General features: G+C 63.5%; 12 protein-coding genes. 6 read left to right on the top strand and 6 right to left on the bottom strand.

Annotated features, from left to right (window positions below):
- The first annotated feature begins 131 nt into the window (after positions 1-131).
- Positions 132-1142, top strand: a complete 1011-nt coding sequence (locus tag ABZX86_RS05550) for a malate dehydrogenase (protein ID WP_355120351.1) — start codon at positions 132-134, stop codon at positions 1140-1142.
- 21 nt (positions 1143-1163) lie between these two features.
- Here ABZX86_RS05550 and ABZX86_RS05545 read toward each other — a convergent pair whose 3' ends face one another.
- Positions 1164-2036: a TIGR03619 family F420-dependent LLM class oxidoreductase gene (locus tag ABZX86_RS05545; RefSeq protein ID WP_355120349.1), complete on the bottom strand. Its 873-nt coding sequence runs from the start codon at positions 2034-2036 to the stop codon at positions 1164-1166.
- Between the two features lie 251 nt (positions 2037-2287).
- Here ABZX86_RS05545 and ABZX86_RS05540 point away from each other — a divergent pair, with 251 nt between their 5' ends.
- Positions 2288-3037, top strand: a complete 750-nt coding sequence (locus ABZX86_RS05540) for an SDR family oxidoreductase (RefSeq protein ID WP_355120347.1) — start codon at positions 2288-2290, stop codon at positions 3035-3037.
- Between the two features lie 302 nt (positions 3038-3339).
- Here ABZX86_RS05540 and ABZX86_RS05535 read toward each other — a convergent pair whose 3' ends face one another.
- The gene (locus ABZX86_RS05535; protein ID WP_355120345.1) at positions 3340-4890 is read right to left on the bottom strand and encodes a hypothetical protein; all 1551 of its coding nucleotides are present in this window, start codon (positions 4888-4890) and stop codon (positions 3340-3342) included.
- On the bottom strand, positions 4887-5216 hold the full coding sequence (locus ABZX86_RS05530) for a type VII secretion target (RefSeq protein ID WP_355120343.1): 330 nt from the start codon (positions 5214-5216) through the stop codon (positions 4887-4889). Before ABZX86_RS05530 ends, ABZX86_RS05535 begins: the two co-directional genes overlap by 4 nt.
- 157 nt (positions 5217-5373) lie before the next feature.
- Between ABZX86_RS05530 and ABZX86_RS05525 the strand changes: the two genes are divergently transcribed.
- From ABZX86_RS05525 to ABZX86_RS05510, 4 genes are all read left to right on the top strand, one after another.
- Positions 5374-6363 carry an NAD-dependent epimerase/dehydratase family protein gene (locus ABZX86_RS05525; RefSeq protein WP_355120341.1) on the top strand — a complete coding sequence of 330 codons (990 nt, stop codon included), beginning with the start codon at positions 5374-5376 and terminating at the stop codon, positions 6361-6363.
- Between the two features lie 31 nt (positions 6364-6394).
- Positions 6395-7411 carry an Rv2578c family radical SAM protein gene (locus ABZX86_RS05520; RefSeq protein ID WP_355120339.1) on the top strand — a complete coding sequence of 339 codons (1017 nt, stop codon included), beginning with the start codon at positions 6395-6397 and terminating at the stop codon, positions 7409-7411.
- Between the two features lie 130 nt (positions 7412-7541).
- Positions 7542-9494, top strand: coding sequence for a 2-oxoacid:acceptor oxidoreductase subunit alpha (locus tag ABZX86_RS05515; RefSeq protein ID WP_355120337.1), 1953 nt, complete (start codon positions 7542-7544; stop codon positions 9492-9494).
- Entirely contained in the window at positions 9494-10573 is a 1080-nt protein-coding gene (locus tag ABZX86_RS05510) for a 2-oxoacid:ferredoxin oxidoreductase subunit beta (RefSeq protein ID WP_355120335.1), read from the top strand. Before ABZX86_RS05515 ends, ABZX86_RS05510 begins: the two co-directional genes overlap by 1 nt.
- A 194-nt stretch (positions 10574-10767) precedes the next feature.
- Here ABZX86_RS05510 and ABZX86_RS05505 read toward each other — a convergent pair whose 3' ends face one another.
- The 3 genes from ABZX86_RS05505 to ABZX86_RS05495 all read right to left on the bottom strand — a co-directional run bounded on the left by ABZX86_RS05505 (position 10768) and on the right by ABZX86_RS05495 (position 16405).
- Positions 10768-13662 carry a toll/interleukin-1 receptor domain-containing protein gene (locus ABZX86_RS05505; RefSeq protein ID WP_355120333.1) on the bottom strand — a complete coding sequence of 965 codons (2895 nt, stop codon included), beginning with the start codon at positions 13660-13662 and terminating at the stop codon, positions 10768-10770.
- An 891-nt stretch (positions 13663-14553) separates the two neighbouring features.
- Positions 14554-15234 (bottom strand): hypothetical protein, encoded by a 681-nt coding sequence (locus tag ABZX86_RS05500; RefSeq protein WP_355120331.1) that lies wholly within the window; start codon positions 15232-15234, stop codon positions 14554-14556.
- Positions 15235-15484: 250 nt separating this feature from the next.
- Positions 15485-16405, bottom strand: a complete 921-nt coding sequence (locus tag ABZX86_RS05495) for a neutral zinc metallopeptidase (RefSeq protein ID WP_355120329.1) — start codon at positions 16403-16405, stop codon at positions 15485-15487.
- Between the last annotated feature and the right edge of the window lie 31 nt (positions 16406-16436).

The following is a 16436-nucleotide window of genomic DNA, read 5'->3' as shown; positions in this document are numbered from 1 at the left end:
CAGTGCCGTCCGGTGCTATTGCTTCCGGCGGAGTGTCTACTTCCTCACGAAGGGCCTCACCGGCAGGTACCGGCGGGCGTGAGCGCGGTTAGGGTCGAAGTGGTTATTCCGACTACCGCTAGGAGTTTGTCGTGAGCACTGCCGCCCGGGCGACACCTGTGACCGTCACCGTGACCGGCGCCGCCGGACAGATCGCCTACGGGTTGCTGTTCCGCATCGCCTCCGGCGCGCTGCTCGGCCCCGAGACCCCGGTGCGGTTGCGACTGCTTGAGATTCCCGCCGCGGTGTCCTCGCTCGAGGGTGTGGCCATGGAACTCGAGGACGGCGCCTTCCCGCTGCTGTCCGGCATCGACATCTCCGATGATCCGTGGGTCGGATTCGACGGCGCGAATATCGCGCTGCTGGTCGGCGCCCGGCCGCGTACCGCGAATATGGAGCGCTCGGATCTGCTGGCCGCCAACGGCCCGATCTTCACCGATCAGGGCGCGGCCATCAATGCCAATGCCGCCGCGGATATCAAGGTGCTGGTGGTCGGGAATCCGGCCAATACCAATGCCTTCATCGCCATGAACAACGCGCCTGATGTGCCCGCCGAGCGGTTCACCGCGCTCACCCGCCTCGACCACAATCGGGCGATTGCGCAGGTGGCCAAGCGAACCGGTGCGGCAGCGGCCGATATCCACCGCGTCGCCATCTGGGGCAACCACTCGGCGACCCAGTACCCGGATCTGAGTCATGCCACCGTCGGCGGCCGCCCCGCGCTCGAGCTGATCGATGATCAGCCGTGGGTGGAGCACGATTTCATTCCCACCGTGCAGCAGCGTGGCACCGCGATCATCAAGGCGCGCGGGGCCTCCTCGGCGGCGAGTGCGGCCAGTGCCGCCATCGACCACATCCACGACTGGGCGCTGGGCACCGCGCCGGGCGAATGGGTCTCGATGGCGGTGCCGTCGGACGGGTCCTACGGCGTGCCGGAGGGGCTGATCAGCTCGTTCCCGGTCACCTGCGCCGCAGGGGAGTACAGCATCGTGCAGGGGCTGCAGATCGACGAATTCTCGCGCAGCCGAATCGATCTCAGTGTCGAGGAGCTGGCGGCCGAGCGCGATGCGGTCATCGAGCTCGGCTTCGCCAAACGCTCCTGAGCGGGGTCTTCGACAGGGAGGTCAGCTGACCTTGGCGATGACGTTCTCGCCGTACCAGTTGATCTTCTTGATCTTGTCCTCGAGGGACTCCGTATCGTGCTCCTTGGCGTAGGAGTTGCGGAAGCCCACGATCACATCGGTGATGCCCTTCTCCTCGACGCGCTTCACACCGTCCGGGGTGTAGGCGTCATAGGACACGGCGTGAATCTCGAATTCGCCGGGATTGTCACGCTCACTGCGCAATTCGTTGATGCGCGCCAGGTACTTGTCGAGATCCTCGGCATTGCCGCCGGCGTGCATCCAGCCGTCGGTCAGCCGCACCGCGCGGCGCAGGGCGGCGTCACTGTGCCCGCCGACCAGGATCGGCAGCGGCTTGGTGGGCGCGGGGGTCATCTTGATCTTCTGGATATCGTAGAACTCGCCGTGGTACTCGAAGTACTCGCCGGTGGACAGGCCCTTCACGATCTCGATGCACTCGTCCAGGCGCTTGCCGCGGCGCTCGAACGGCACGCCCATGATGTCGAAGTCCTCCGGCCACGGGCTGATGCCCACGCCCAGTGCGAAACGGTTATTGCTCAGGCGCGCAAGCGAACTGGCCTGCTTGGCGACCAGCACCGGCGGGCGGATCGGCAGCTTCAGCACGAACGGGGTCAGGCGCAGCGTGGTGGTGGCCGCGGCGATGGCCGCCGACAGAACGAAGGTCTCGATGAAGGGCTTGTCCTCCAGGAACTCACGGTTCCCGTCCGGGGTGTACGGATACTTCGAGTCCGACTCCGCGGGATAGGCGATGCTGTCCGCGATGGTGATGCTGTGGAACCCGGCCGCCTCGGCCGCTTGGGCCAAGGGGATGTAGTAATCCGGGTTGGTCATCGCCTCCGCGTAGGTGTAGCGCATCGGGTCGTCCTCTCGACGGTGAGCAAGTCTGCCAAAACTAGAACAGATTCTAGTTCTTGTCGTGATGTTAGCCCGCGACGGGCGCATTGGCGATGGATCCGAGTGAAACCGGCGTATCAGTCTCGAAGTCGCTGAGGTGCAGCATCTGTTGTAGCGCGACGTTCGCCGAGCGGGCTTGCGGGGTCTCGGTAGCTGAGATCGCTGGCTCGAGGGGTTGCCCCAGCAATCTGAACCTTGTTCTAATCGCAGACATGACCATTGCCATCACCGGATCCGGCTCGGGCATCGGAGCGGCCACCGCCGCCGCGCTCGCCGCGGCGGGACACGACATCATCGGCATCGACCTGCGCAATGCCGACGTCACCGCCGATCTCACCGATCCGGTCGCCCGCGCGGCCGCTGTCGAGACGGTGCTGGAACGTTCCGGCGGCGTGCTGGACGGGCTGGTGCTCTGCGCCGGCGTCGGACCGCAGGTCCCCGATCCGAACTTCGTGGTCGAGATCAACTACCGCGCCACCATCGCCTTCCTCGACGCGCTGTTCCCGGCGCTGCAGAAGGGCGAATCGCCTGCGGCAGTGGTGGTTTCCTCCGTCGCCTCCACCCACCTCGCGTGGGCCGACAACCCGATCAACCTGGGCACCGAGGCCGAATCCTTCGCGCAGGCGGGTGATTACGCCGGTTCGTTCGCATACTCGGCGTCCAAGAACGCCGTCACCGTCGCCGTCCGCCAGCGCGCCGTCGAATGGGGCGCCGCCCGCGTCCGCCTCAATACCGTCGCCCCCGGTAGCGTGGAAACCCCGCTGCTGCAGGCCGGCCTCGACGACCCCCGCTACGGCGACGCCATCCGCAACTTCGTTGCCCCCATCGGCCGCAACGGAACTCCGCAGGAAATCGCCTCCCTGATCCAGTACCTGCTCGGCGCGAACGCCGGTTTCATCCACGGCGCCCAGTTCGTCATCGACGGCGGAATTGACGCACAGGTCCGTCCGACGGCAGTCTGATCCCCACGCCGGACGCGATCCGGCGCCACGAACGGTGGTTGAGCCCGCGGGGTGTACTGCGGATCGGCTCGGCACCAACGATGCCGCGGTCTCGGAGCAGCTACTCCGATGGCCGCGGCATCACCCCTTACCGGAGTCACCGGGCCGTGTGAAAACCCGGGTAGTGGCATGCCGCCGCCCGTCACCCTGGGCGCGAGTGCCAGGTAGAAGGTCGTTCCCGGTGGGCCTGAAGCGGGTGGCGGCCCACAGTTTTCCGCTACTGCACGGTCAGTGCTTGTTCATCGCCCGGCTTGGGGATCGAATCACGCGTTATCGCTGTCGAAGTCGCCAGAGATCTCGTCGGCCTGGCCGATGACGCCGGGGCCGGAGGCGCCGAGGTTGCTGGTGAGTTCGCTTTCGCCGGAGACGTTTTGGTAGGGCTGGACGGTGCGGGAGTGCTGCTGATCGCTGCCGCCGCCCTTGGCGCCCGCGCCGCCGGGGGAGCCCATGAAGCCGGGGCTGCCGGGCCCGCCGACTCCTCCCATACCGGGCGCGCCCGAGCCGAAGGGGTTGGCCGGTGCGGAAATTCGGCCGCCGGGGACCGAGGAGCCGGGGCCGCCGGGCACCGACGGGAGGCCGCCGCCCAGGCCGCCACCGCCGCCAGTGCCTGCGCCGCCACCCGCGCCTGCGCCGCCTCCGCCGCCTTCACCGAGACCGGCGGCCTTGGTGTCGAGGTCGGCGGCCGGGTCGAATTTCGCGGGGTCGGTGGACGACTGGTTCGCCACGCCTTCCAGGAGCGATTTGGCCTGCTCCAGAATCGGCTGGCCGACATTCTGCGCGAGAGACTGGGCGACCTCGGCGGGGTTGGGTGCGCCGTTCTGACCGGCCAATTGGCCGATGATGCCATTGAGTTGCGCTGTGTAGCCGGACAATTCGCCGTGGGTGACGTTCACTACCGTGATCGCGGAGCCGAGGTGTTCGGTGGCAGCGGCGATCAGGGCGGTCTGGCCCGGGGGCGTCAGAGCCACCGGGGCGAGTGCGGTCGCCTGGGCGGCGAAGGACTGGGCGATGGCGGTGAGCTGGATATTGCCGCGCTGTACCACCGCTGCGGCCTGCTGGGTGATCGCCGAGAGATCGAATCCGCGCTGGCTGGTCTCCTGGCCGTGGTTCTGCGCCTGCTGGCCCGCTGCCTGCGCAGTGCTCGACGCCTGACCCTGCCAGAGCCCCTCGACCGTCTTGAGCGCACCACCGCCGACCTGGACCGCGCTCTCGATGAACTTCGAGCCCTGACTTAGCAGCGAAGCGGGATTCAAGGTGCCCAGCACCCCGGTGCCGAAACTGTTGATCAGATCCAGGAATGGTTTGAACAGTGCGTCGAGACCCGGAACGGCCGGAACCGGCAAACCCTTCATGAGATCGCCGACCGGATCCGCGGACAGCGGCGGCAGCACCGGAGCGATCGAGCCCTGGGCGAACGCGGCCTGCGCGGCATGGAGCGCGGCAGGCGCATTGCTCAGCGCGGCTTGAGCATTGCCGAGCACACCCTGGGCATCGGCCAGCGTCCGCTGTGCGCCCGACAGCACGCCGTGCGCGGAATCGAGGGCGGGGGACAGGGCGCCCTCCAGCACCGAGGCCGCACGGGTGTCGCCACCGTGCGCACCGCCCGGCAAACCACCGGACAGCGGTGTGCCATGCTGCTCGAATTCCTTGCGGGACAAGGCGAATTCCGGTGCCTCGAACCCTGGAATATCGGCTGGGAGCTGGCCCAGCGGCAGATCGAGCAAGGTGCCGGAAGGTACCGCGCGCGCCATATCCGGTCCGGCGGCGATCGGCTGCGCGGGCGCGCTGATCACCCCGGAATCGAGCGGCCTCATGCCTGGCTACCGATCTGACCCGCGACCGCGCCCAGCCCGTCCGCGAAGGAACCGTCGGTGGCGTCGAAGGTGGCGGCCGAGCCGAAGGCGGCCTGCCCGAGGTGTGAGAAGCGCGCCGAGAGCGCGTTGATGTCCCTGTCGTGCAATAGTTCGGCGACCGCGAAACTGGCCAGGAAATCCGCCCCGATGAGCCCGAAGACGGGCGTCATGGCGGCGACGTGGGAGGCGGTGTCCAGCCCGCCGGTGGCGGCGATATCGCCGGCCACGCCGTCCTGTGTCGCGGCGAAGGTGCGTACCGCTTCGGTATCGACCGAGAGATCGGCCATCAGTGCCCCCCAATCGTCGTGAACATGCGGTTGCGAATATAACGCACTCAGCGTCCACTCCGGCGTGCCGTATGCCCCCACGCCGCAGGTGGAAGCGCTCCCGGTTCGCGGCATGACCGTTCTTGCAAATTAGAACAAGTTCTATATTCTTCAACTCATGAAGGTCGCAGTCACCGGCGCTGCCGGGTTCCTTGGCACCAACTTGCTTCGCCAGCTTACGGATCGCGGTCACGAGGTGACTGCCATCGATCGCGTCCGGCCCACCACGGACACCCCCGGTGTCACCTGGGTCAGTGGCGATGTGCTCGATCCCGCCTCGATGCGCAGCACGCTCGAAGGCGCCGAGGTCGTGTACCACCTGGTCGCACTCATCACCCTCGCGCACAAGAACGATGTGGCGTGGCGGATCAATACCGAGGGCGTACGCACCGTCGCCGAGGCCGCGCTCGCGGTCGGTGCGCGCCGCATGGTGCACACCAGCTCGATTCACGCGTTCAACCAGTACACCTGTGGCGGTCACATCAACGAGCGTTCGCCGCGCTCCATCGATCCCGAGCTGCCCGTCTACGACCGGTCCAAGTGGCAGGGCGAGATCGAGCTGCGCAAGGTCATCGACAAGGGCCTGGATGCCGTGGTGTGCAACCCGACCGGTGTGTACGGTCCGGTCGACAACACCGGCTCCCGTATCAATGTCACCCTGTGGGACGCCGCGCGCGGGCGGGTGCCCGTCATGATCAGCGGCGGCTTCGACCTCGTCGACGTGCGCGATGTCGCCAGCGGCCTGATTCTGGCCGGTGAGCGCGGCAAGACCGGCGAGAACTACCTGCTCGGCGGCCACTTCACGAATATGCTGCACGCCACCCGGCTCGCGGCCGAGATCAACGGCCGGATGAAGCCCGCCTTCGCCATTCCCGCCAAGTTCATCAACTCGCTGATGCCGGTCATGGAACCGGTCGCGAAGGCGCTCGGCAGCGACCGCATCTCGAAGGCTTCCATGGGCGCGCTGCTGGCGGCGCCGATCGTCGAACACGCCAAGGCCACAGCCGAACTCGGCTACCGGCCGCGGCCCGCCGCGGAGACCGTGCGCGACCTGATCGCCTTCTACAACGGGCAGACCGTCAAGGTCGACACGCAGAAGATCGCTTGACACCTGGTAGAACAAGTGTTCGACTTGGGGGGTGCGGTGGCAAAGCCAGACCCTCGAGGCCGATGACGGCGCGCTGCCCGGACTCGAACGCGCGGGATTCGTACGGAGCGTACAGACTCCGGAGTTCGAGGGCATCACGTTCCACGAGGTGCTCTGCAAGAGCGCTCTGAACAAGGTGCCCGACGGCGGCGCCCTGCCCTTCGGCTGGACCATCAACCCGATGCGCGGATGCTCGCATGCGTGCCGCTACTGCTTCGCGCGCGGCACGCACGAGTATCTGGATCTGGATGCCGGTGACGACTTCGACAATCAGATCGTGGTCAAGACCAATGTCGCCGCCGTGTTGCGCCGCGAGGTGCACAAACGCTCCTGGCATCGGGAAACCGTTGCGCTGGGCACGAATACGGACCCGTATCAGCGCGCCGAGGGTCGCTACCGGCTCATGCCGGGCATCATCGGCGCGCTCACCGAATCGGGCACCGGGTTCTCCATTCTCACCAAAGGCACTCTCATGCGCCGGGATCTGCCGCTGCTGACTCAGGCAGCGCGGCAGGTGCCGGTGCATCTTGCTGTCTCCATCGCCATTCTGGATCCGGAACTGCATCGCAGTCTGGAGCCGGGCACGCCGTCGCCGCGGGCGCGGCTGGAGCTGGTGCGCGCGTGCACCGATGCCGGATTCGACGTGAATGTCATGGTGGCGCCGATCATTCCGTATCTCACCGACAGCCGCGCCCACCTCGAAGAGATCTTCCAGGCCATCGCCGACGCCGGCGCGGCGAGTGCCGTCGCCTTCCCGATGCACCTGCGCGGCAGCACCCGTGGCTGGTTCCTGACCTGGCTCGCCGAACAGCACCCGGCGCTGCTGCGGCGCTATCGCACGCTGTATGGTCGCGGAACCTCGGTGACTCCGGAGTACTCCGCGTGGCTACGCGGCCGGATCGATCCGCTACTGGAAAAACATGGTTTGAATCGCGCACAGCAGGCCGAGCCCGAGGCGCCTGCCGTGCTGTCGCAGACGCCCGACCCGCAGCTGGCACTGTTCGCCTGACGCTCGCTGCGAATCTCTCCGATCTCTGCAATCTCCGCATATCTCACTGCTCACTTCGCGGGCGTGCCGCGAATAGAGCGGAGTAGTTTGGCGTTGGTACCTCTCACGGACGAGGAAGTGATGCAGGCGCATGGTTTCGCAGCGTGATGATTCGGTGGCAACATCCGGAAACGGTGGCGCCGCAGAGAAATTGGAAAAGGTTGTAATTCGCTTCGCGGGTGACTCCGGTGACGGTATGCAACTCACCGGTGACCGATTCACGCACGAGGCCGCCGCATTCGGCAATGACCTCGCCACCCAGCCCAACTTCCCCGCCGAGATCCGCGCACCACAGGGCACGCTGCCGGGTGTCTCCTCGTTCCAGATCCAGATCGCCGACTACGACATCCTCACTGCCGGTGACCAGCCCGATGTACTGGTGGCGATGAACCCCGCAGCGCTGAAGGCGAATCTGGAGGATCTGGCGCGGGGAGCGACTCTCATCCTCAATACCGACGAATTCACCAAACGCAATCTCGCCAAGGTCGGGTACGCCGCCGATCCGCTCGGCGATGAGAGTTTGTCCGATTTTGTGGTGCACCGGGTGCCCATGACTTCACTGACGCTGGCCGCCACCGAACCGACCGGTGTGGGTAAAAAGGACGGGCAGCGCGCGAAGAATATGTTCGCGCTGGGATTGCTGTCCTGGATGTACGGGCGGCCGCTGGGCGGCACCGAAACATTCATGCGGGAGAAATTCGCGTCCACACCGGATGTCGCCGAAGCGAATATCCTCGCATTTCGGGCAGGCTGGAATTATGGCGAGACGACCGAATCCTTCGCCACCACCTACGAGATTGCGCCCGCGACGCTGCCCGCCGGCACCTACCGGCAGATCACCGGCAATACCGCGCTCGCCTACGGCCTCGTCACCGCTGGGCAACTCGCCGGAATACCGGTCTTCCTGGGCACCTACCCGATCACCCCGGCCTCGGACATCCTGCACGAACTGAGCAAGCACAAGAACTTCGGCGTCACCACCTTCCAGGCCGAGGACGAGATCGCCGGAATCGGTGCGGCACTGGGCGCTTCGCTCGGCGGGGCGCTCGGCGTCACCAGCACCTCCGGGCCCGGGCTCGCACTCAAGAGCGAGACCATCGGGCTCGCGGTCATGACCGAATTGCCGCTGCTCATCATCGATGTGCAGCGCGGTGGGCCCTCGACCGGCCTGCCGACCAAAACGGAGCAGGCCGATCTGCTGCAGGCGCTGTTCGGGCGCAATGGTGAATCGCCGGTGGCAGTGCTGGCCCCGCGCTCGCCCGCGGACTGTTTCGACACCACGGTCGAGGCGGCGCGCATCGCGCTCACCTACCGCACCCCGGTGCTGGTGCTCTCCGACGGCGCGATTGCCAATGGGTCCGAGCCGTGGTCGATTCCGCAGGTCTCCGAGTTGCCGCCCATCGATCCCGGCTTCGAACCCGCTGGTGCGGAAGATGATTCGTTCGAGCCCTACGCACGCGATCCGGAGACCCTGGCCCGGCCGCTCGCCGTGCCCGGCACTGTCGGTCGCGCACATCGCATCGGCGGCCTCGAAAAGGCCGACGGCAGTGGCAATATCTCCTACGAACCGGCCAATCACGAACTCATGGTCCGGCTGCGGCAGGCCAAGATCGACGGCATCGCCGTGCCCGACCTCGAGGTCGACGATCCGGACGGCAAGGCCGAACTGCTGCTGCTGGGCTGGGGCAGCTCCTACGGGCCGATCGGCGAGGCGTGCCGGCGGGCCCGCCGCCGCGGCGTACCGGTGGCGCAGGCGCATCTGCGGCATCTGAATCCGTTCCCCGCCAACCTCGGTGCGGTGCTGAAGCGCTATCGCACCGTGGTCGCGCCGGAGATGAACGGCGGTCAGCTGGCCATGCTGCTGCGCGCCCGCTACCTGGTGGATGTGCAGCCGTGGACCAAGATCGCCGGTCTGGCCTTCTCCGCCCAGGAACTCGTCGGCGTCATCGACGCGGCTCTGGACGGCTCCATCACCGAGATGGAGCAGAACAAGGCCTTCACCGCCCGGGCGCGGGCGACCTACCGCACAACTGGGGGTAAGTGATGACCATCCTTGAAAACCCGCTTGTCGGCGCCGATCTCGGGCTTACCGGGCTGTCGGGTGTGCCACGCGCAGACGGGCCGCAGAAGGCCAAGGAGTACACCACCGATCAGGAGGTGCGCTGGTGCCCCGGGTGTGGTGACTACGTCATTCTCGCCACGGTGCGCGGATTCCTCGCCGATCTGGGGCTCAAGCGCGAGAACCTGATGTTCGTCTCCGGCATCGGCTGCTCCAGCCGGTTCCCGTATTACCTGGAGGCGTACGGGATTCACTCGATCCACGGTCGTGCGCCCGCGATCGCCACCGGACTGGCCGTGACCCGGCCGGATCTGTCGGTGTGGGTGGTGACCGGTGACGGTGATGCGCTGTCCATCGGCGGTAACCACCTCATTCACGCGCTGCGGCGCAATGTGAATATGACGATCCTGTTGTTCAACAACCGGATCTACGGACTCACCAAGGGGCAGTACTCGCCGACCTCGGAGACCGGGAAGGTCACCAAGTCGACGCCGATGGGGTCGGTGGACCACCCGTTCAATACGCTCTCGATCGCGCTCGGCGCCGAAGCCACCTTCGCCGCACGGGCTTTGGACTCCGACCGTACCGGTCTCAACGAGGTGCTGCGCGCCGCCGCCGCGCATCGCGGGACCTCGTTCGTGGAGATCCTGCAGGACTGCCCGATCTTCAATGACGGCTCCTTCGATGCCCTGCGCCGCGACAATGCCGAATCGCATCTCATCCGGCTGCGGCACGGTGAGCCCATCCGCTTCGGGGCCGAGAGCGAATTCGCGGTGGTGCGAGATGGTTTCGGGCTGCGCGTCGCGCCCACCGACTCCGTCGCCGAGGCCGACATCGTGGTCCACGATGCCTACACCGACAATCCCGAATACGCCTACGCCCTCTCGCGGCTCTCGGATCAGGACCTGTCGCACGTGGTGACCGGCGTCTTCCGCAGCGTGAATCGATCCACCTACGACGACGGCGTCCGCGCCCAGCTCGCGACCGCGGTGCAGCACAAACCGGTACACGAGAATTCGCTGCAACAGCTGCTCACCGGCCGCGAAACCTGGACGGTCGGCTGACCTTTCGCGCTGCGGCGCCAGCCCAGAGCGAGAAAGGCATCCGGCAAGCTCTGATACCTGAAGGGCCTGCCGACTTCTGACCGGCTGTAAGAGTTTTCGGTACCGTAATCGAGCACTCTGGGGATTAGACGTCCGGAGATTCGACCGATTCTTATGCGCGCATATTGTATTGTCGTCGACGTGAGCCTCTGCAACTATATGCAATATGCATTCTTGGGACGGGCGATACCTACAATGGTGCGCCATTCTTCGGAAGAAAGGTCTGATCCGGAAGAGTGGCATGCGGAGCGGATGAGTGCATCCGCAGATATGTCACGTACCTCAAGTATTCCATCCGGCCCACCGTCTGAGCCGGTTGTCGTTCTCAGGAACATTTTTCCATCGGCGGACAAGGCAATTCCTGTATGGGCGTACCAGTCGACCCTTGTCGGCGGAATAATAGCGAGAGTGAGCCCATCTTTTATCAACGTGGTATACTCGTTGGTAGTGTCCTCTGCTACCATGGATCCTTTTTGGTCCATTGCAATTATCCATGGAAGGCCGGCGGGATTCTCACCTCGGTTTGTGCGGTGAAGCGAGTGTCCATCTAGGCTCCAGTACTCGATCGCTTCACGGCGTTCGATAACCAACTCTGAGTCGGAGTACACAATATCTGTCAGGTCTTGCCCGTCAACTGTTCCGACAGTTCGCAGACTGTGAAGATCGAATATCGTGACTTTGTCTTTGCTGTCGGTATCGTCGCGCTTTGCGATGGCAACCAGAGATCCGTCATGGCTAATTGCGGCATGTGAAATTGATCCATTCACATCGGTCGATGCGACCGGGCTGGGGATGGACTTTAGATCCCTTCCGTTTGTATCTTCCAGCGCGATATTTCCCTCGCTGTCCACCTTGATGATGACTTTCGATCCGGGTGCGGAGGACGCGGCGACGATTCGTTCGGCACTCCTGACCGGAGGTGAAAGAGTTACATTTTTAGGGATCGACAAATCTTCTTCCCATTCGGTCCCGCTTCCCCATGGATAGCTTTCGCCCACGATGATAAGGCTAGATTTCCCCTTCTCGTCAAGCCATATCGGAATTCCCCTGAAGGGTGCGATAATCGTCGATGGTGGAGAATTGTCTGGTGCCAGATTCTGAAGCAGAGTTGCATCTGCATCGCTATCATTGTAATTGACTGACGTTGATACTATAGCGGCTTGGGAATTCGGCGAGACGAAAATGTTGGGCTGGCAGGCATTGCACCCCATTACAGAAGGAATGGTCAAAGTTCTGGTAATTCTATCTGTTTGCTGCATATCCCAGAAAGTGATCTGATCTTGATGCGCAGAAACAAGTCTATTTTCCGAATCTCCCATGAATCTCAGAAGCTTTTCGGACGTCACTGTCGCGCCTGTCAGGCGTGTCGCTGGGGGGGTGTTGTCCTTGACGGAGGATGTGCCTGCGACATAGAGGGCTCCGTCCTGTCCTGGTACTGCCACGGTATGGCCGCTCAGGCTAAGGGTGGCGGGTATCGCTGTGCTGGCTTGTGGAATATATGCATTGAGAAATGAATTAGCGTCCGATCCGTCGGATGGAAAAATTAGGATCGGTTCACCCTTCAATGGGCCACATGCAACATATCTTCCGTTTACCGAGGGATCCCCGACTGGATGTGATGCTCCGCATCCACCGTGTCTGAACTCAGCGAACTCCCAGTTGTGGGTTAAAGAAATTATTCGCGTGTCCCGTTGCCCGGTGAACAGGGCTAATTCTGAATCGGAGATAAATGACATTGTTGTTGCGTTCCAATTATCAGGATGGGATTCGTCTATTTCTCCTGACTGAAGGTCGAGGACCCCTACAAATGCATTGCTTATAAGTCTTGTATTTTGCGCTATGCTGTGTATGGCTGCCAATTTCCCTGAAGGCGATATGGCAACTAAGTCGGGTGAATTTTCTCCTTCGATTTTTATAGGGTGCGTACCGGAGGCTTTCTGCCACAGTGCTACTTGGGTGCCGTCCGTTGCGAGGACTGTTTCACCGGACCTGTCTATAGCTAGGCTTGCAATCGATGATGTCAATTTGAATACCCGGGTTAGTTCGGGGTTTGACGGCGACCATAGAAGAACCTGACCATCCGCTGTTCCCGCTGCCACGGTTGAACCATCTGCGCTGGTTTCCAAGGCTGTTACGGGTGAACTTGTTGTGAGGTATCGCACGATACTGGGACTGGCAATGTTCGCTCGAAGAAGTGTCGATAGATTCGTGTCTGAAGGATCGATCTTGTACGCTGCTACCGCCAGTAGTAGGGCGGAACGGACATCGGTATCCATTTTGTTGTCCGCGATGGTGGTCACGAGCCGCGCTGCGGCGATCATTGCCTGCTTGTCAGCGCGATCCTTTTGGACCACCGCGACTCGGGCCACAATGGTTGCCAATATGACTAGTATCGTCAACACCAGTCCGGTGAGCTGGGCCCACCGGAGATTTCGTTGTGTTTCTCTTAGGCTCTCGGAGTGGAGATCATCTTCCGATATTCCGCGGATGACTGATAAAATGCTCAGCGCGGCACCGTCGATATCGGGATCAATTGATCTGTTACTTGATTTATGCCACTTTATCGCCTTCCATACAGGTTGGTGTTCGAATGCCCCCAGTAGCCTCGGAGGCAGGGCAGTTGAAACCGAATGATTCCAGTCCTCGTGGTCATCATCCCATACTAGATCTCCTGAACTTAGTACTAGAAGCAAAGTATCAGAGGATCTATTTGTGAGCCACCAGGCTATTTCCCGGTCCACCCATTTTGATTCTGCGGCTTCGGGTGAAGCGATCACGACGAGCCAATTTGAGCGAGAGAGTCCGGACTCGATTTTGCTCCATAGATGCGGTCCGATAGGAATGCTGCTTTTGTCGAGAAATACCCGTAGAAGGGGAGGCTTGTACCATGGTCGTGGCTGCTTCTCGATAGCTCGTTGGAGGGATGGCAAGATTCCGCGATCTCGCTGACCACTATAGGAGAGGAATAGCCCATATCCAATTTCAGGGCGAGTCCGTTTTGGTCCGATCAAAGTATAGAAGTAGCCGTTTAACCGTGTTTTAAGGGGCATCGGACTCTCTGGCCGGCGTAGAAACGATAATATATAGTATTTAACTGGTGCGGTTGAATTCCGGTTGATAGCTATTGACGTCGGGCAGTGAAGATATCGTCGGTTGCGTCGATAAGGGCAGGTGCTTCGGAAGCCTCCGCAAGCAGCCGGGCGTACGCGAGCAGAAGGATTCGAAGGCTCTCAAGCTCTGCGCGCAGCTCGGGTGCCTTGGGCCAGGCCAGTTCGTGCTCCGAAATCGACCTGCCTGAGGGGCATGAATCTTCCCAACGTTGCAGTTGTGGATGCCAGTACGCCAGGACTGGTCGGACCGCAGCGTTGAGAATCCAGACCGCCAGATAGCCGAATCTATAGCGGCCACGCCGAGGCTTACGTGCTACTGCAGGTCCGTGGCGTCGAAGAATGTCTCGCGTGACCGCGAATAGTTGATGGAGAGATGTCAATGCTTCTTTGAGGGTTCCCTCGCCGGGTGCCAACGGGGCGACGGCTACCCGAGTGACCAATTCCACATATAGTTCCCAGGCCGCGGCGCGCTCAGCGGCGTCGGGCACCCACGTGCCTGCTAGTTTTATTGGACCCCAGCCCAACTCGACCTTGACGTCCTTGACAGTCAATGCTCCCCCAGATGCGACTTCAGCGTGCTCGTCCGCCCATCGTATTCGCCATTGTTGCTGTGCACCAGACTATTTCGCCCAACCAAGACGTGCGATTCGGGTGCGGAGTGTATTCGGGCTATCCCGTAACGAGGCCGCTTGCAGTGTTGGTTCAGCTCTGCACGAACCGGCGTAGTGCTTGGCTGAGAATCTCGGGTAGCAGCAGTGGTACTCGTTGTAGCTGAAGTGCAGTGGTCGCCGAATCTGGACGGCGTACAGAGCTTTTGTGGCGCGGTCACGGTCATGTTGACACGACGAAGGCGTTCAGCAGGCACTGGAATACCTCGGTGAAGCGCTGGCGGCACGCCTTCTGATCATCGGTGAGCCCGTCGAGGGCACCCGGGCTGTAGACAACCAGATGCACATCCTGGTCAGGCGGCGCCGGCATGAAATCGATGATCGCCGCACCCTGATCGGTCAGCGTCGCCGTACCCATATCCGCCAGCGCCAGCGACCGGACCTCGGCCGCGGCGGCCGTCGTCACCTCCGCCGCCACCTTGCCATAGATCTCCTGGCCGTTGCGCCGCTCGATCGCCCGGCCATCGGCCCAGATCTCCAGCGCCGGTTGCGGATTGCCGATGTTCTCCCAGCTGTTCGGCATGGATGTCAGCAGGAACACCGTGGACCAGGGCTTCTGGGTGTTGGGCGCGGTAGACGGTGCGGGCGAAACCGGCGCCGGCGGAGCCGGTTCGGCGCTGGGCGTAGTGGTCACGGGCGCGGGCTGGTCCGGGGCCACCGGCGTGACGGGCGCAACGGGCGGTGCGGACGAGGGGGCCGCCGGGGCCGGGCCGGGCGCGGGCGCGCTGGTGAGCGGCGGCGCGGCGACAGCGGGTTCGGCCGGTGGTGGGGGAGCGGGATCGTCGGCCTGCGCGAAACCTATGGTGCCGGTGAGTAATACGGCTGTCGCCAGCGCGGTCACCATGCCGCGCAGTCCTGTGCCGAACGCTGTTCGACCGAATCCGCGTGTCTCGCCGAGTCTTTGCATCAGCACCCCTCCGAGCTCCCGCGCGGGGCGTACGCCCGCCGTCCGTGATTCTGCCCTGTGCGGGCATCGGTCACCGACAGCATGTCAAGAGCAGGGCCGATGTGTCACGGCGGAGGCGGGCCGAAACGTGTTGGGGTGCTTCGGGTGTGGATCCCGGCCGCAAACATGCCGGGATGACGAGGATCGATCAGCGGATGCCGGGCGGGTTGCCGAGGTCGCGGGCGGAGTAGGTGTCGCACATCTTGACCTGTCCGGTCTTGTAGCCGGAGAGGAACCACTTCTGCCGCTCGTCGGAGGAGCCGTGGGTCCAGGCTTCGGGGTTGACCTTGCCGGTCGACGCCTTCTGGATGCGGTCGTCACCGACAGCCGAGGCTGCCGAGAGACCGTCACGGATATCATTGTCCGTCAACGGATTCAGGAACGTCTGGTTGGTGCCGGGCATGGGTAGCTTATCGGCGTAGTACGCCCACACCCCCGCGTAGCAGTCGGCCTGCAGTTCGGTGCGGACCGCGCCGGACTCCGGGCCGCGCGGATCACGTTGCGCGCGGCCGATATCGCCGAGCAGGTTCTGAATGTGGTGCCCGAACTCGTGCGCCACCACGTACTCCTGCGCCAGCGGGCCGCCGCTCGCGCCGAAGCGATCCTTCAGCTCCTGGAAGAAGCTGACATCGAAGTAGGCGGTCTGGTCGGCGGGGCAGTAGAACGGGCCGACCGCCGAGGACGCCTGCCCGCAGCCGGTGTTCACCGCGCCGGAGAACAGTCGCACCTTCGGTTCGGTGTACTGCTTATTGGTCTGCTTGGCCAGTTCGGTGCCCCAGACCGTGTCCAGACTCTGAACCGTCGCGATCACGCGGCAGTCCGCGTACTTGTTCGCGTCCGCACCGGTCTTGCAGTGGTCCGGCGTCTGCGCCGCTCCCTGCGATTGACTCTGGGCTCCGGTGAACTGTCCGAGGACACTGCCGGGATCGCCCCCGAGCAGCAGTGTGGCAATGAGCACCACGATGCCCAGGGCGCCGCCCCCGAGGGCTATTCCGCCGCCCATACCCGGTCCGCCGCTGCCGCCCGAGACCCGGTTCGGGTCGATCTGCAGGCCCTCGTTGAAGGTCATGACCAATAGCTTGGCACGGCCGCACGGATAT

It is taken from the genome of Nocardia sp. NPDC006630 (genome assembly GCF_040611495.1).
Lineage (GTDB): Bacteria > Actinomycetota > Actinomycetes > Mycobacteriales > Mycobacteriaceae > Nocardia.
This window is presented reverse-complemented; position numbering and strand designations above follow the sequence as displayed.

Coding starts and splice junctions, on each gene's coding strand:
- ABZX86_RS05545 (WP_355120349.1), bottom strand. CDS start 2,036: ATGCGCTACACCTACGCGGAGGCGATGACCAACCCGGATTACTACATC.
- ABZX86_RS05540 (WP_355120347.1), top strand. CDS start 2,288: ATGACCATTGCCATCACCGGATCCGGCTCGGGCATCGGAGCGGCCACC.
- ABZX86_RS05535 (WP_355120345.1), bottom strand. CDS start 4,890: ATGAGGCCGCTCGATTCCGGGGTGATCAGCGCGCCCGCGCAGCCGATC.
- ABZX86_RS05530 (WP_355120343.1), bottom strand. CDS start 5,216: ATGGCCGATCTCTCGGTCGATACCGAAGCGGTACGCACCTTCGCCGCG.
- ABZX86_RS05525 (WP_355120341.1), top strand. CDS start 5,374: ATGAAGGTCGCAGTCACCGGCGCTGCCGGGTTCCTTGGCACCAACTTG.
- ABZX86_RS05515 (WP_355120337.1), top strand. CDS start 7,542: ATGGTTTCGCAGCGTGATGATTCGGTGGCAACATCCGGAAACGGTGGC.
- ABZX86_RS05510 (WP_355120335.1), top strand. CDS start 9,494: ATGACCATCCTTGAAAACCCGCTTGTCGGCGCCGATCTCGGGCTTACC.
- ABZX86_RS05505 (WP_355120333.1), bottom strand. CDS start 13,662: ATGCCCCTTAAAACACGGTTAAACGGCTACTTCTATACTTTGATCGGA.
- ABZX86_RS05500 (WP_355120331.1), bottom strand. CDS start 15,234: ATGGTGACCGCGCTGGCGACAGCCGTATTACTCACCGGCACCATAGGT.
- ABZX86_RS05495 (WP_355120329.1), bottom strand. CDS start 16,405: ATGACCTTCAACGAGGGCCTGCAGATCGACCCGAACCGGGTCTCGGGC.